Source organism: Sphingomonas sp. (assembly GCF_035910975.1).
GTDB lineage: Bacteria > Pseudomonadota > Alphaproteobacteria > Sphingomonadales > Sphingomonadaceae > Sphingomonas.
Window position 1 is genome coordinate 1,177,769 of sequence record NZ_JAMHWM010000029.1, and the last position, 13,434, is coordinate 1,191,202.

The 13,434-nt window shown below is 68.1% G+C and carries 13 protein-coding genes; 7 read left to right on the top strand and 6 right to left on the bottom strand.

Annotated features, from left to right (window positions below; all coding sequences use genetic code 11):
* Positions 1–96: 96 nt before the first annotated feature.
* Positions 97–612, bottom strand: a complete 516-nt coding sequence (locus VYI76_RS12035; protein WP_326524970.1) for an RcnB family protein — start codon at positions 610–612, stop codon at positions 97–99.
* Positions 613–727: 115 nt separating this feature from the next.
* Entirely contained in the window at positions 728–1,180 is a 453-nt protein-coding gene (locus VYI76_RS12040) for an outer membrane protein assembly factor BamE (protein WP_326524971.1), read from the bottom strand.
* Positions 1,181–1,282: 102 nt separating this feature from the next.
* Between VYI76_RS12040 and VYI76_RS12045 the strand changes: the two genes are divergently transcribed.
* The 3 genes from VYI76_RS12045 to VYI76_RS12055 are packed head-to-tail and all read left to right on the top strand — an operon-like array spanning position 1,283 to position 2,936.
* Complete coding sequence (locus tag VYI76_RS12045) at positions 1,283–1,789, top strand: ubiquinol-cytochrome C chaperone family protein (protein WP_326524972.1); 507 nt, start codon at positions 1,283–1,285, stop codon at positions 1,787–1,789.
* Positions 1,786–2,334, top strand: coding sequence for a YceD family protein (locus VYI76_RS12050; protein WP_326524973.1), 549 nt, complete (start codon positions 1,786–1,788; stop codon positions 2,332–2,334). The genes VYI76_RS12045 and VYI76_RS12050 overlap by 4 nt, the downstream gene beginning before the upstream one ends.
* Positions 2,331–2,936 carry a hypothetical protein gene (locus VYI76_RS12055; RefSeq protein WP_326524974.1) on the top strand — a complete coding sequence of 202 codons (606 nt, stop codon included), beginning with the start codon at positions 2,331–2,333 and terminating at the stop codon, positions 2,934–2,936. Before VYI76_RS12050 ends, VYI76_RS12055 begins: the two co-directional genes overlap by 4 nt.
* Before the next feature lie 20 nt (positions 2,937–2,956).
* Here VYI76_RS12055 and VYI76_RS12060 read toward each other — a convergent pair whose 3' ends face one another.
* Positions 2,957–3,214: a hypothetical protein gene (locus VYI76_RS12060; RefSeq protein WP_326524975.1), complete on the bottom strand. Its 258-nt coding sequence runs from the start codon at positions 3,212–3,214 to the stop codon at positions 2,957–2,959.
* 111 nt (positions 3,215–3,325) lie between these two features.
* Here VYI76_RS12060 and purE point away from each other — a divergent pair, with 111 nt between their 5' ends.
* Positions 3,326–3,802 (top strand): 5-(carboxyamino)imidazole ribonucleotide mutase, encoded by a 477-nt coding sequence (gene purE, locus VYI76_RS12065; protein WP_326524976.1) that lies wholly within the window; start codon positions 3,326–3,328, stop codon positions 3,800–3,802.
* 107 nt (positions 3,803–3,909) lie between these two features.
* Positions 3,910–4,977 (top strand): 5-(carboxyamino)imidazole ribonucleotide synthase, encoded by a 1,068-nt coding sequence (locus VYI76_RS12070; RefSeq protein ID WP_326524977.1) that lies wholly within the window; start codon positions 3,910–3,912, stop codon positions 4,975–4,977.
* 30 nt (positions 4,978–5,007) lie between these two features.
* On the opposite strand, the gene VYI76_RS12075 is transcribed toward VYI76_RS12070, so the two are convergent.
* From VYI76_RS12075 to VYI76_RS12085, 3 genes are all read right to left on the bottom strand, one after another.
* Entirely contained in the window at positions 5,008–5,607 is a 600-nt protein-coding gene (locus tag VYI76_RS12075; protein WP_326524978.1) for a hypothetical protein, read from the bottom strand.
* A 125-nt stretch (positions 5,608–5,732) separates the two neighbouring features.
* On the bottom strand, positions 5,733–6,035 hold the full coding sequence (locus VYI76_RS12080) for a hypothetical protein (RefSeq protein ID WP_326524979.1): 303 nt from the start codon (positions 6,033–6,035) through the stop codon (positions 5,733–5,735).
* Positions 6,036–6,049: 14 nt separating this feature from the next.
* Entirely contained in the window at positions 6,050–8,947 is a 2,898-nt protein-coding gene (locus VYI76_RS12085) for a M16 family metallopeptidase (RefSeq protein WP_326524980.1), read from the bottom strand.
* Positions 8,948–9,111: 164 nt separating this feature from the next.
* Between VYI76_RS12085 and VYI76_RS12090 the strand changes: the two genes are divergently transcribed.
* Both VYI76_RS12090 and clpB read left to right on the top strand, forming a co-directional pair.
* On the top strand, positions 9,112–10,740 hold the full coding sequence (locus VYI76_RS12090) for a M28 family metallopeptidase (protein ID WP_326524981.1): 1,629 nt from the start codon (positions 9,112–9,114) through the stop codon (positions 10,738–10,740).
* 60 nt (positions 10,741–10,800) lie between these two features.
* A complete protein-coding gene (gene clpB, locus VYI76_RS12095) occupies positions 10,801–13,380 on the top strand; it encodes an ATP-dependent chaperone ClpB (protein ID WP_326524982.1) in 2,580 nt (859 codons plus the stop codon).
* Positions 13,381–13,434 lie beyond the last annotated feature (54 nt).

Consider the following 13,434-nt stretch of genomic DNA (forward strand, 5'->3'; position numbering starts at 1 on the left):
CCTTGGTCCTACCCCCTTTCGGGACCGGTGCGTTTTGCGGAAACGCACACGGCCGCGTCGACGCTTACCTGCGACGCGGCCGCTTGCGTTCCGACCCTACCAGTAGAAGTTGCGGATCACCCGGACGACGGTGCCGCGCCGGGTATCGACCAGCAACGCGTCGTCATAGTGCCGCACCCACTGCTGATAACGCGCGGCGGGGGCCAGTCGGTAGCGCCACGGATCGGCGATCCAGTGACGCTGGGCGTAGTAGGGCGCGCCGATCCGCACGCCCGCGCGGAAGCTCTGGTAGCGGAACGGGGCGTTCCAGCTGCCGCGCGAATAAGTGCCCCGGTTGCGATCGCGCCAGCCGCGCCAGTCGTCGTTGCCCCAGCGGCGATCACGCTCGTTGACCGAATGACGCTGGTCGGCGCGGGCGTCGCGCAGGTCGCGGCGTGCCTCGCGAACATCGCGGCGATCACCGCGAGCGTGGGCGCGATCAAGGTCTCGGCGGGCGTCGCGCACCTCGCGGGCATCGCGACGCACCTCGCGCTGAGACTGGGCGGCGGCGGGCACCGCCATGGCCGGCATCGCGACGGCGGCGATCAGGCCGGTGATGATGAACTTGCGCATCTCGTACCTCCATGTCGGCGGCCGGGCCTGGCAGGCCGGCCGGTATCGACGGAGCTACGCGTCGCGCGCTGAACGCGGCGGGAACGGGATCGTCAGCGAAACGAAAGCTGCGGGACTATGGCCCGCCCGGCGCCCCGGCGCCCGGCGCGCCGACGGTGCCGATATTGCCGAACAGATCCTCGAAGAAGCCGCGCTCGCGGCCAAGCGTCGGCGTCTTCTTGCTCGACGGGCTGATCGAAGCGACCTGTTCGAGGCCCAGCCGGTCTATCGCGGCAACGTTGCCGGCCTGGTCGAAGCGGATGCGCAGCGTCGTCTGCGTCACCGGCTTGGGCTGGTTGAACGCCAGGTTGCGCGTGTCCCGCGCGACATAATACCAGTCGCCGCTATTGAACTGGCCGGCGATGGTCGGGCGGCCGAGCACCTGTTCCACGCTCGCGCGGTTATCGACGCCCGGCTGGATCGAGTTGATGAGGTCGGCGTCGAGGATATAGCCCTGATGCCCGCGCAGCGGCGTGCAGGCCGACGCGGCAACGCCGGCGAGGAGCAGAAGGGCGGCGGGACGGAACATGATACTCTCCGGCAACAAGGCGGCGCGGCGTTGCAACCGCGCGCGTTCGCCTCAATATGCGCGCAAACGCCCCGCGACAAGCGCGGGTATCGGGAGCATGACTTGGGACTGATCGATCGCCTGTTCGGGCGCAAGGACGACGCGGCGGCGCTGTACGCGGGAATCGTGGAGCGCGCACGCCGGCCGCACTGGTATGAGGACGGCGACGTCGCCGACACGATCGACGGCCGGTTCGACATGATCGCCGCCGTCCTGACGCTGACGCTGCTGAGGATCGAGCGCGATCCCGCTGGCGACCGGCTGGGCGTCGCGCTGGCCGAACGATTCGTCGACGACATGGACCCGCAACTGCGCGAGATAGGCATCGGCGATATCGTGGTCGGCAAGCATATCGGACGGATGATGTCGATGCTGGGCGGGCGGCTGGGCGCATACCGCGACGGGCTGGCGGCGGGGTCCATCGACGAGGCGCTGGTGCGCAACCTCTATCGCGACGCCCATCCGGGCGAACCAGCGCTGGCGCATGTGCGCGACGCGCTGCTGCGGTTCGACACGGCGCTGGCGACAACCCCGCTCGACGCGTTGGCGAAAGGCGAGTTGCCGGCATGACCGGCGCGGTCGAATTCTCACGCCCGCGCCGGCTCGACACGATCGGCGAGGGCGCGGTCGCGGTCGCGATCGCGGCGGACGAGGGCGAGCGGATGGCGCTCGCCGCGCGCTTCGGCCTGACCGCGCTCGACCGGTTGACCGCGGACTACACCCTGCGCCGCGACGCGACCGGGATCATCGCGAGCGGCACGCTGTCGGCTGCGGTAGTCCAGCCGTGCATCGCGACGGGCGATCCGGTGCCGGCGACGATCGACGAACCGTTCGACATCCGTTTCCTGCCCGAGGCGGCCGACGACGCGCTGGCCGACGAGGTCGAGCTCGACGGCGGCGATCTCGACACGATGTTCTATTCGGGCAGCGCGATCGACCTGGGCGAGGCGGCGGCGGAGACGCTGGCGCTGGCGCTCGATCCCTATCCGCGATCGTCTCGTGCCGAGGCAGCGTTACGCGAGGCAGGCGTGCAGACCGAGGACGCGACGAAGCCCGCCGGGGCCTTCGCCGGGCTGAAGGACATGCTGGGCGGGAAGGACCGAGCGGACCGATGATCGCCGCAATCCTGATCGCCATCCTCGCCGTCTGCCTGATCGTCGCGCTGTCGGCGCGGCCGCGGCGCACGCTCATCGCGCTGCCGGTGGCTCTGGCGACGGTCGCGCTGCTGGTCGAGGGCGCGGGGTTCCAGCCGCGCGGGGCGGTCGTCGCAGGGCTCATCGTCGCGCTGGTCGTGGCGACCGTCACCCGCCGCCTGCCCAAGGCCCCGCCCCCGCCGCCGGAGACGATCGCCGCCGACCGCGCGTGGGACCGGCTGTACCGGGCCGGCGGGCTGCTGACGCGCGGGCGAATCACCGCGATCCGTCGGCGGCGCGACCTGCTGGTGTCGCGCGGCGACATGGTCGATCATTTCTCCAGCTTCGGCGAACTGCGGCTGAAACTAGAACGCCGCGTGCCCGAACTGATCGACAATTACCTCGACGAAGCCTCGACCGCGCCGCGCCTGCGGCGACAGGTGCTGATGTACGAGCTGCTGGGCGAGGTGGAAGGGCTGGTGCGCCGCGCCGAAACGGTCGATCCGGCCGCGATCGCCCGGGGTAACCGCCGCACCGCGCTGCGCAAGCACCTGCGGTCCGGGGACGAGGACAGCCTTCCCTAGGGTCCTGACCCTAGCCCGTCTTATTTCCGCGTCCTCGCCGGCCGCTTCCCGCTCCGCCGCCAGCCGAGCAGCATGCCGGCGATCAGCGCGCCGCCCAGGCCGACCGCCGCACCGATCCTCCCGAGCGGCAAGGCGCGCAGCCGATCGATGACGCTGTCGGTATCCTCGACCACGACCGGCAGGTTGGCAGTTTCATCCGCAGCCGGCTCGGGGTGCGGCGGTTCGGCGATCGGATAGGGCGAGCGGTTGGCTTCGGGGATCGGCGGGCTGTGGGTCATGGCGTTCGGCATCTCCATCGGTACGGCCACGCAACGCATGGCTCGCACGTTCGGGTTCCGCCTTTCGCAAAGCCGATTGGTTTGCCGCCGTAACTGCGCTAGGCGCGCGCCATGACACGCGTCGGCATCATCATGGGATCGACTTCCGACTGGGAGACGATGCGCCACGCCGCCGAGATGCTCGATACGCTGGGCGTCGCTCATGAAACGCGCGTCGTGTCCGCCCACCGCACGCCCGACCGGCTGTACGACTATGCCACGTCGGCGGCGTCCCGCGGGCTGAAGGTGATCGTCGCGGGCGCTGGCGGCGCGGCGCATCTGCCCGGCATGGCGGCGGCGATGACCCACCTGCCCGTGCTGGGCGTGCCTGTCGAGAGCAAGGCGCTGAAGGGCATGGACAGCCTGCTGTCGATCGCGCAGATGCCCGGCGGGATCCCCGTCGGCACGCTGGCGATCGGCAAGGCGGGCGCGATCAACGCGGGCCTGCTGGCGGCGGCGATCCTGGCGACGGCCGATCCCGCGCTGGAGGAACGGCTGGTCGTCTGGCGCGCCGCGCAGACCGAGGGCGTGGCGGAGACGCCGGAATAGGGCGGAGGCCCCAGGTCCCGTTCGGGCTGAGCCTGTCGAAGCCCTGCCCTTCTTCGTGACGAGAAATACAGCGCTTCGACAAGCTCAGCGCGAACGGAGTCGAGACCATGACCGCCCTCCCCCCCGGATCGACGATCGGCATCCTCGGCTCGGGCCAGCTCGGACGGATGCTGGCGGTCGCCGCCGCGCAGCTCGGCTATCGCACCCACATCTACGCGCCGGAAACGGGGCCGGCCAACGACGTGTCGCCACTGATGACGCGGGCGCGCTACGACGATGCCGCAGCGCTCGCCGCCTTCGCGCGCAGCGTCGACGTCGTCACCTATGAATTCGAGAATGTCGCCTTCGCGCCGATCGCCGCGCTGGCACCCATCGTGCCGGTACGCCCGCCCGCGATCAGCCTGGCGACGGCCCAGGACCGCGCGAGCGAGAAACGCTTCGTCGAGGGGCTGGGCGGCCGCCCGGCGCCGTGGCGCGAGGTGACGTCGCTGGCCGACCTCGACGCCGCGATCGCCGCGATCGGCTGTCCCGCGATCCTCAAGACCTCCCGCTTCGGCTATGACGGGCACGGCCAGGCGCGCATCGCCTGCCCCGATCAGGCGCCGGCGGCATGGGAACGGATCGGCGCGGCGCCGGCGGTGCTCGAGGGGTTCGTGGCATTCGACCATGAATTCTCGATCGTGCTGGCGCGTGGGGTAGACGGCACCATCGTCAGCTACGCGCCGCCGCATAATGTCCATGTCGACGGCATCCTGGCGACCTCGACCGTGCCCGCCCCGGCGGAAGTCGCCGCGCAGTGGACCGAGGCCGCCGCGCTCGCCGGCCGCGTCGCCGCCGCGCTCGACCATGTCGGCATCCTGACGCTGGAGTTCTTCGTCGGCGCGGACGGCCCGGTGTTCAACGAAATGGCGCCGCGCGTCCACAATTCGGGCCACTGGACGATCGAGGGCGCGGTGACGTCGCAGTTCGAGAACCACATCCGCGCGATCTGCGGCCTGCCGCTGGGATCGACCGACATCGTCGGCCACGGCGCGGAAATGGAAAACCTGATCGGCGCCGACTGGGAACGCTGGCCGCAGGTGCTGGCCGAACACGACGCCCATCTGCACCTCTACGGCAAGCACGAGGCCCGCGCCGGACGGAAGATGGGGCATGTCACGCGGGTGAAAAGGTAGAGACGGCGGCGATTGGGTGGGAGTGGATATTTAGACCAGCCTCCGGCGTAAGCGTGAGGTGATCTCGCGAGTAAGGTCGGGATCGGCCTGAAACCGAATTAGGGCAGATCTCGCCTCCGGCCTTTTTGACCTCATCAGGTTTCTAACCAGAAATAGGCGGCTTGATCCAAGCGAGGTATCCGACAGCAAATCAATTAGGCTGCCCAAGTCTTTGGGTCGCGCCAAATCCGATATAGCCGCCATGGCGCCTTGAACTGCGCGATCTTCCAAAACATGGGATTTGATAAGACCCAAGAGCCTATCCCATATGATCGGCCTCGCTGTCTTGTGCCCAAACGCGCGCCCGATCCATTCCAAAAGCCATGGCGTGTACGGTTTTGTTATGTGTTCGAGCAAAACACGGTAAATCCGTTCGTTCAAATTTTGCATCTGCAACAAGTGGTGGACCGAATCTACGGTAACACCAGCCGCGGATAAATCATTCAATAATGGCTGCTGCTCTTTCCTCCGCTGTTCGGCGATCTCGGCAAATTCACGATCTTTCGCCTCGTGCACAGCCTGATACTCAGGGTCGGTAGCGAGTTGCGCGAGCAACTCCCCAGCGGTCATGCCTCCACGCTTGTTCTTCATGCCACCAATGCCTCCGGCTGGCCCAGCGTTTGCCAATTGGAGCTAAGCCCGACAAGGTGCCACAACGAAAAGAGCGCGCCGCTCGCACGACGCGCCCTTCTCTCAAACCATGCTCTTCAGCCCGGTCAGCCCAGCCGCGTCCCCGTCATCGGGAAGCTGCCGAAAGCGCCCGCCGTCACCTGGCCGGTCATCGCGTCGCCGTCGACGGTCGCCTGCGCGGTCAGCGTCATCGGCATCGGAATGGTGATGTCGAGGCTCCACGACAGCGTGTCGCCGTCGACCTTGCCGTTCTTGATCTCCGTCGTGCCCATCGCGCCGGAATATTGCCCGGTGAAGGCGTCGCCCGACGAAGTGATCGTCAGCGTCGCCTTCTGGTCGCCCATCGGCGACTTGACGAGGGTATCCCAGCTGCCGTCGATATTCGCCATCGCGTCTCTCTCCCTTACTTCGCCGCCGGTGCCGGTGCCGCCGCGGGGGTCGCGGCGGGCGCCGCCGGCGCTCCGCCCACCACCTCGACAGGGATACCCAGCGAGTCAAGCTGCGGCTTCACCACTGCGGCGTCGCCGACGACGATCCACGTCAGCTTCGACGGGTCGATCGCCGCGCGCGCGGCGCCGTCGATCGCCTGCGGCGTCATCGCGCGATAGCGCGCTGGCAGCTTGACGTAATAATCGTCCGGCCGCCCGAAGCGCTCGATCGACATCAGCCCGCCCATCAGGTCGCCGGCGGTCTCGAAGCTGCCCGGCAGCGACAGGACAGAATTGCGGATCGCGCGGTCCGCTTCGTCGGCAGTGGCGCCCTTGTCGCCCAGGAAAGCGACGATATCGGCCTTGGCGGCGGCGATCGACGGGCCGGTCTTGTCGGCCTGTACCGGCGCGATCACCAGCATCGGCATGCGGTCCTTCACCGTCTGCATCGATGTGCCGGCGTAATAGGCCCAACCCTTGGTCTCGCGCAGGTCCATGATGAGGCGCGACGTGGCCGACCCGCCCAGCACGTCGTTGGCGATGCTCAGCAACAGGGGATTGTCGGTACCCTTGGTCGGCAGCACCTTGCCCGCGATGATCATCGACTGCGGCGACTGCGGCTTGTCGATCAGCAGGATGCGTTCCTTCGATTCGGGAATCGCGGCGGTGAAATTCTTGGTACCCTTGGGCGTCGTTGGCACCGCCCAGGTGCCGAAACGGCTTTCGAGCAGCGGCTTCATCTCGGCGAGCGTGGTGTCGCCGACGACGAAGATCGTCCCGTTGTCCGGCCGGATCCACTTGCCGTGGAACGCGACCAGATCGTCGCGGGTAACGGCTTTCACACCCTGCGGGGTGCCCGAACCCGTGAACGGCACGCCGTAGGGATGCTGCGCGCCGTAGATCGCCGGCGGCAGCATACGCAGCGCGATGTTCTGCGGCTGGGTCATCTCGGTCGCGATGCGGGTGACGAGCGTGCCGCGCAGCCGCTCGACCTCGGTCGGAGCGAAGGCGGGGTTGCGGACGATATCGGCGAACAGATCGAGCGAGGCGGCGAGGTTGGGCTTCAGCGCCGACAGCGACACGGTGGTGGCGTCCATGCCCCCGGACGCGCCGATCGAAGCACCCAGCCGCTCCTCCTCCTCGGCGATCTGCGTTGCGCTGCGCGTCGTCGTGCCTTCATCGAGCAGCGACGTCATCAGCGCGTGGGTGCCCAGCTTCGCCTTGTCGTCGGCGGAGTTGCCGGCATCGAACGACAGCGCGACGCGCACCACCGGCAGCGTCGAGCGCCGCGCGAACACCACCTTCATCCCGTTTTTGAGCGTGGTGCGCTCGATCGCGGGGAACTGGAGCGCGGCGACCTGGCCGATCTCCGGCTGGACACGCGACGGCGCGGCGCTGGCGGCCGCCTGCGCGGGGGCAGGCGCGGTCGCCGCCTTGGGCACCTCGACCGCGGCGACGTCGTTGCCGGCCAGCGCCTGATCGGCGGCGGACCGCTCGCCGGGCGCGAGCGTCAGCTTGAACACCGGCCGCCCCAGCCACTTGCGGGCGACCGCACCGACGCTCGCCGGAGTGGCCGACGCGATCGTCTGCAGGTCGCGCTTATACTCTCCCGGATCGTTCGAATAGACCGCGCCCTCGGCCAGCGCGACGGCCTTGCCGCCGAACCCGCCGACCTGCTCCAGGCCCTTCACGCGGCCGGCGAGGCGCGTGGTCGCCGCGCGCTGCACCTCGTCGGCGGTCGGGCCGTCCTTCAGGAACTGGGCGATGATCTCGTCCATCCGCTTGCCCGCGACGGCGGCGTCGACACCGGGCCGCACGCGCGCGCTGATCTCGACGAACGACAGGTTTTCCTGCTGCTGGACGCCGGCGGACACGCCGACCGCCAGCTTCTCCTTGCGGACCAGCGCGTCGTACAGGCGCGAGCTGCCCAGCCCGCCCAATATGTCCATCGCCAGCGTCAGCGTGTTGCTTTCCTGGTCCACCGCGCCCGGCGCGGTCCATTCGCGCTTCAGCTGGGTGGTGGCGACGCGGTCGTGCATCACCTTTTCGACCGGAGCCGGCAGCGTCGGGATCGGGACGTTGGGGCGCACCGTGTCCGGCCCGCGCTTGATGTCGCCGAAATATTTCGCGACCTTGGTCCGGGCGGTGGCGAGGTCGATGTCGCCGGCCAGCACCAGCACGGCGTTGTTGGGGCCGTAATGGTCACGGAACCAGGTCTTCACATCCTCCAGGCTCGCCGAATTGAGATCGGCCATCGAGCCGATCGTCGAATGGCGATAGGGGTGGCCTTCGGGCAGCAGCGCGGCGAGTTCGGCATAATCGACGAGGCCGCCGGGCTCGTTCTCGCCCATGCGCTTCTCGTTCTGCACGACGCCGCGCTGGGTATCGAGCTTGGCCTGGGTGACGGCGCCCAGCAGGTGGCCCATGCGGTCGCTTTCGAGGAACAGCATGCGATCGAGCGCGCCGGTCGGCACCGTCTGGAAATAATTGGTACGGTCGAACCAGGTCGTGCCGTTCCAGTCGGTGGCGCCCATTTCCTCGAGCCGGCCGAAGAACGGGCCGTCGGCGTTTTCAGACCCGTAGAACATCAGATGTTCGAACAGGTGGGCGAAGCCGGTCTTGCCCTTGGGCTCGTTCTTGGAACCGATGTGATACCAGATCGCGACGCCGACGACCGGCGCCTTGCGATCGGTGTGGACGATCACGCGCAGCCCGTTGGGCAGGGTGAAGGTCTCGTACGGAATGTTCACCTGCGCGACGAGCTGGCCGAGCGAGGCGGGCCTCGCGGCTGCCGGGGCGGCGGTCTGTGCCGAGACGGCGGCGGGTACGGCGATGGCGGCGAGCGAAACGGCCGCGAGGAAAGTCTTGCGCATCTATCTAGGGTCCGCATCTGGGAGGGAACGGGATGATCGGCCATTAGCGGGCGGGTGCCGTCCACGGCAAGAAAGCGCGGTGCAGTTCGTGGCGGCCATCTTGCGTCCGACAGGTTCCTGATCGAAACCTGTCGCCATCAACTCCGTTCGCGAAGGCCCGTTTCATGCGCACCACCCTGTTCGCCCTGCTGCTCGCCACCGCCGCCGCGCCCGCGCTCGCCCAGTCCGCGCCCGAACCCGCCTTCAGCGCCGATCGGGTGCGTGCACACGTCACCTTCCTGGCCGACGACCTGCTGGAGGGGCGGAATGCGGGCGAGCGCGGCTATGACATCGCCGCGAAGTACGTCGCGACCCAGTTCGACGCGCTGGGCCTGAAGCCGGGCACGCCCGACGGCTGGTATCAGGTGGTGCCGTTCGTGAAGACCCAGTTGAAGGCCGGGGCCCCCGCGACGATCACGATCGGCAGCAAGCGGTTCGACAACGGAGTCGACATCGTGATGGGGTCGAGCGCGAAATATCCCGATCAGAACGTCACCGCGGAGGTCGTCTTCGTCGGCTGGGGCATCGATTCGCCGGAGAACGGCTTCAACGACTATGCCGGGCTCGACGTGAAGGGGAAGGTCGTCGCCTATCTCTCCGGCACCCCGCTGGGCGGCAATAGCGAGATCAACGCGCATCTCGCCTCGCGGCGCGGCCGGATGGCGCAGGATCATGGCGCGATCGGCACGATCAGCGTGATGACCCCCGCGTTCGAGAAGCAGATTTCCTGGGATCGCCTGCGCGCCTATGGCGGTGAGGCGCAACTGCGCTGGATCGACAAGGCGGGAGAACCGCATTCGATCGCGCCGAAGCTTCTGGTCGGCGGAACGCTCGGTCCCGTGGCACGCGAGGCGCTGTTCGCCGGTGCCAGGACGCCGCTGGGCCGCGTTATCCAGCAGGCCGAGAAGCCGGGCGGTCGCCCCAAGGGCTTCGCGCTGCCCGCCAAGGTGACGTTCGAACGCCACAGCGTGCTGGAGAAGATGACCAGTCCGAACGTCGTCGCGATACTGCCCGGCAGCGATCCGGCGCTGGCGGGCGAATATGTCGTGCTGATGGCGCACCTCGACCATGACGGGTTCAACGAAAAGGCCGAGGGGCCGGACAAGATCATGAACGGTGCGATGGACAATGCCGCCGGCACCGCGACGATGCTGGAAGTCGCGCGCGCCTTTGCCGAAAGCGGCACCCGGCCGAAGCGATCGATCCTGTTCGCCGCCGTTACCGCCGAGGAGGACGGGCTGCTGGGGTCCGAATATCTCGCCAGGAACCCGGTGACGGCGGGCGGCAAGGTTGTCGGCGTCGTCAACCTCGACATGCCGATCCTGACCTATGACTTCACCGATGTGATCGCGTTCGGCGGCGAACATTCGACGCTGGGCCAGACCGCCGCGGCCGCGGTCGCCAGGGCCGGCGTCACCCTGTCACCCGATCCTATCCCGGAGGAAGGGCTGTTCACCCGATCGGATCACTACAGCTTCGTCACCGAAGGCGTGCCGTCGATCTTCCTCGCCACCGGCTATGCGGGTCCGGGCAAGGCGGCGAACGAGGACTTCCTGAAGAACCACTATCACCAGGTCAGCGACGAGGTGAAGCTGCCGATCGACTGGCAGGCGGGCGCCAAGTTCGCGCGGATCAACTATCTGATCGCCCGCGAGATCGCCGACGCAGCCCAGGCGCCGCGCTGGTATTCGAACAACTTCTTCGGCGACACCTTCGCAAAGGGTCAGCCCAAGGCGACGAAACCCGGCAAATGACCCCTTGTGTTGCTGAAAAGCCACACCATCTTCGCGCGGTACGACTGACCAGGGGATAGCATGAACCTCGAGAAATTCACCGATCGCGCGAAGGGCTTCCTGCAATCGGCGCAGACCGTCGCGATCCGCATGTCGCACCAGCAGATCGCGCCCGAGCATATGCTGAAGGCGCTGCTGGAGGACGAACAGGGCATGGCTGCCGGCCTGATCGGCGCGGCGGGCGGCGACGCGAAGAAGGCGGTGGCCGAAACCGATCTCGCGCTGGCGAAGGTGCCGGTGGTGTCGGGCGGCGGCGCGCAATCGACGCCGGGGCTGAACAACGATGCCGTCCGCGTGCTCGATACCGCCGAGCAGATCGCGCAGAAGGCGGGGGACAGCTATGTCACCGTCGAACGGCTGCTGGTCGCGCTGGCGCTCGGCCTCAACACCGCCGCCGGCAAGGCACTGCAGACGGCGGGCGCTTCGGCCGAAAAGCTCAACGCCGCGATCAACCAGATGCGCGGCGGCCGCACCGCCGACACCGCGGGCGCCGAGGACCGCTATGACGCTCTGAAGAAATTCGCGCGCGACCTGACCCAGGCGGCCCGCGACGGCAAGCTCGATCCCGTGATCGGCCGCGACGAGGAAATCCGCCGCACCATCCAGATCCTCGCGCGGCGGACCAAGAACAACCCCGTCCTCATCGGCGAGCCGGGCGTCGGCAAGACCGCGATCGCGGAAGGGTTGGCGCTGCGCATCGCCAACGGCGACGTGCCGGACACGCTGAAGGACCGCCGCCTGATGGCGCTCGACATGGGCAGCCTGATCGCGGGCGCCAAATATCGCGGCGAGTTCGAGGAACGGCTGAAGGGCGTGCTCGACGAAGTGCGCGCGGCGGACGGCGAGGTCGTGCTGTTCATCGACGAGATGCACACGCTGGTCGGCGCGGGGAAGACCGATGGCGCGATGGATGCGTCGAACCTGCTCAAGCCCGCGCTGGCGCGCGGCGAGCTTCACTGCATCGGCGCCACCACGCTCGACGAGTATCGCAAGTACGTCGAGAAGGACCCCGCGCTCCAGCGGCGCTTCCAGCCGGTCTATGCCGACGAGCCGACCGTGCCCGACACCATCTCGATCCTTCGCGGCCTGAAGGAGAAATACGAGCTGCACCACGGCGTCAGGATCACCGACGGCGCGATCGTCGCCGCGGCGACGCTGTCGAACCGCTACATCACCGACCGCTTCCTGCCCGACAAGGCGATCGACCTGATGGACGAGGCGGCGAGCCGCATCCGCATGGAGGTCGAATCGAAACCCGAGGAGATCGAGAACCTCGACCGCCGCATCATCCAGCTCAAGATCGAGCGCGAGGCGCTGAAGCGCGAGAGCGATGCGGCGTCGCGCGACCGGCTGACCGTTCTCGAAGGCGAACTTGCCAACCTTGAGCAGCAATCGGCCGAACTGACGACGCGCTGGCAGGCGGAAAAGGACAAGATCGCCGGCGAGGCGCGGCTGAAGGAGCAGCTTGAGGCGGCCAGGCTGGAGCTCGAGCAGGCGCAGCGCGCGGGCGACCTCGCGAAGATGTCGGAGCTGAGCTACGGCACCCTGCCCGCGCTCCAGAAGCAGCTCGACGACGCACAGGCGCAGGCCGGCGCGGCGATGCTGCGCGAGGAAGTCACCGCCGACGACATCGCCGGCGTCGTCGCGCGCTGGACCGGCATCCCGGTCGAGCGGATGATGTCGGGCGAGCGCGAGAAGCTGCTCGACATGGAGACGACGATCGGCCGGCGCGTGATCGGTCAGGCCGACGCGGTACGTGCGGTCGCCACCGCTGTACGCCGCTCGCGCGCCGGGTTGCAGGACCCAAACCGGCCGCTCGGCAGCTTCCTGTTCCTGGGGCCGACCGGCGTCGGCAAGACCGAACTGACCAAGGCGCTGGCCGAATTCCTGTTCGATGACCCGACCGCGATGGTCCGCGTCGACATGAGCGAGTTCATGGAGAAGCACGCCGTCGCCCGCCTGATCGGCGCGCCGCCGGGTTATGTCGGCTATGAGGAAGGCGGCGTGCTGACCGAGGCGGTGCGCCGCCGCCCCTATCAGGTCGTGCTGTTCGACGAGGTGGAGAAGGCACACCCCGACGTGTTCAACGTCCTGCTCCAGGTGCTCGACGACGGCCGCCTGACCGATGGTCAGGGCCGAACGGTCGATTTCAGCAACACGCTCATCATCCTGACCAGCAATCTGGGCAGCCAGTATCTGGCCGGGCTGGGCGACGGCGAGGATGTCGCGTCGGTCGAGCCACAAGTGATGGAGGTGGTGCGCGCCCACTTCCGCCCCGAATTCCTCAACCGGCTCGACGAGATCATCCTGTTCCACCGGCTGGCGGCCGAGCATATGGCGCCGATCGTCGATATCCAGGTCGCCCGGCTGGGCAAGCTGCTGGCCGATCGCAAGGTGACGGTCGCGCTGACCGATGCCGCCAAGGCGTGGCTGGGCCGTGTCGGATATGATCCCGTGTACGGCGCGCGACCGCTGAAACGCGCGGTCCAGCGCTACCTTCAGGATCCGCTTGCCGACCTGATCCTGAAGGGCGAGGTGAAGGACGGGTCGGTCGTGCAGGTCGACGAGGGCGACGGAAAACTGAACCTGAGCGTCACGTGATGCCGCCGGGGGCCGGCAGCGGCGATCCATATCGGAGGCAGGCGCGGCACGCGC

Excerpts from the sequence above, each read along its gene's own strand:
- VYI76_RS12080 (WP_326524979.1), bottom strand. The coding sequence starts at position 6,035 with ATGGCGAATATCGACGGCAGCTGGGATACCCTCGTCAAGTCGCCGATG.
- VYI76_RS12035 (WP_326524970.1), bottom strand. The coding sequence starts at position 612 with ATGCGCAAGTTCATCATCACCGGCCTGATCGCCGCCGTCGCGATGCCG.
- VYI76_RS12090 (WP_326524981.1), top strand. The coding sequence starts at position 9,112 with ATGCGCACCACCCTGTTCGCCCTGCTGCTCGCCACCGCCGCCGCGCCC.
- purE (WP_326524976.1), top strand. The coding sequence starts at position 3,326 with ATGACACGCGTCGGCATCATCATGGGATCGACTTCCGACTGGGAGACG.
- VYI76_RS12040 (WP_326524971.1), bottom strand. The coding sequence starts at position 1,180 with ATGTTCCGTCCCGCCGCCCTTCTGCTCCTCGCCGGCGTTGCCGCGTCG.
- VYI76_RS12055 (WP_326524974.1), top strand. The coding sequence starts at position 2,331 with ATGATCGCCGCAATCCTGATCGCCATCCTCGCCGTCTGCCTGATCGTC.
- VYI76_RS12070 (WP_326524977.1), top strand. The coding sequence starts at position 3,910 with ATGACCGCCCTCCCCCCCGGATCGACGATCGGCATCCTCGGCTCGGGC.
- clpB (WP_326524982.1), top strand. The coding sequence starts at position 10,801 with ATGAACCTCGAGAAATTCACCGATCGCGCGAAGGGCTTCCTGCAATCG.
- VYI76_RS12060 (WP_326524975.1), bottom strand. The coding sequence starts at position 3,214 with ATGACCCACAGCCCGCCGATCCCCGAAGCCAACCGCTCGCCCTATCCG.
- VYI76_RS12085 (WP_326524980.1), bottom strand. The coding sequence starts at position 8,947 with ATGCGCAAGACTTTCCTCGCGGCCGTTTCGCTCGCCGCCATCGCCGTA.
- VYI76_RS12050 (WP_326524973.1), top strand. The coding sequence starts at position 1,786 with ATGACCGGCGCGGTCGAATTCTCACGCCCGCGCCGGCTCGACACGATC.
- VYI76_RS12075 (WP_326524978.1), bottom strand. The coding sequence starts at position 5,607 with ATGAAGAACAAGCGTGGAGGCATGACCGCTGGGGAGTTGCTCGCGCAA.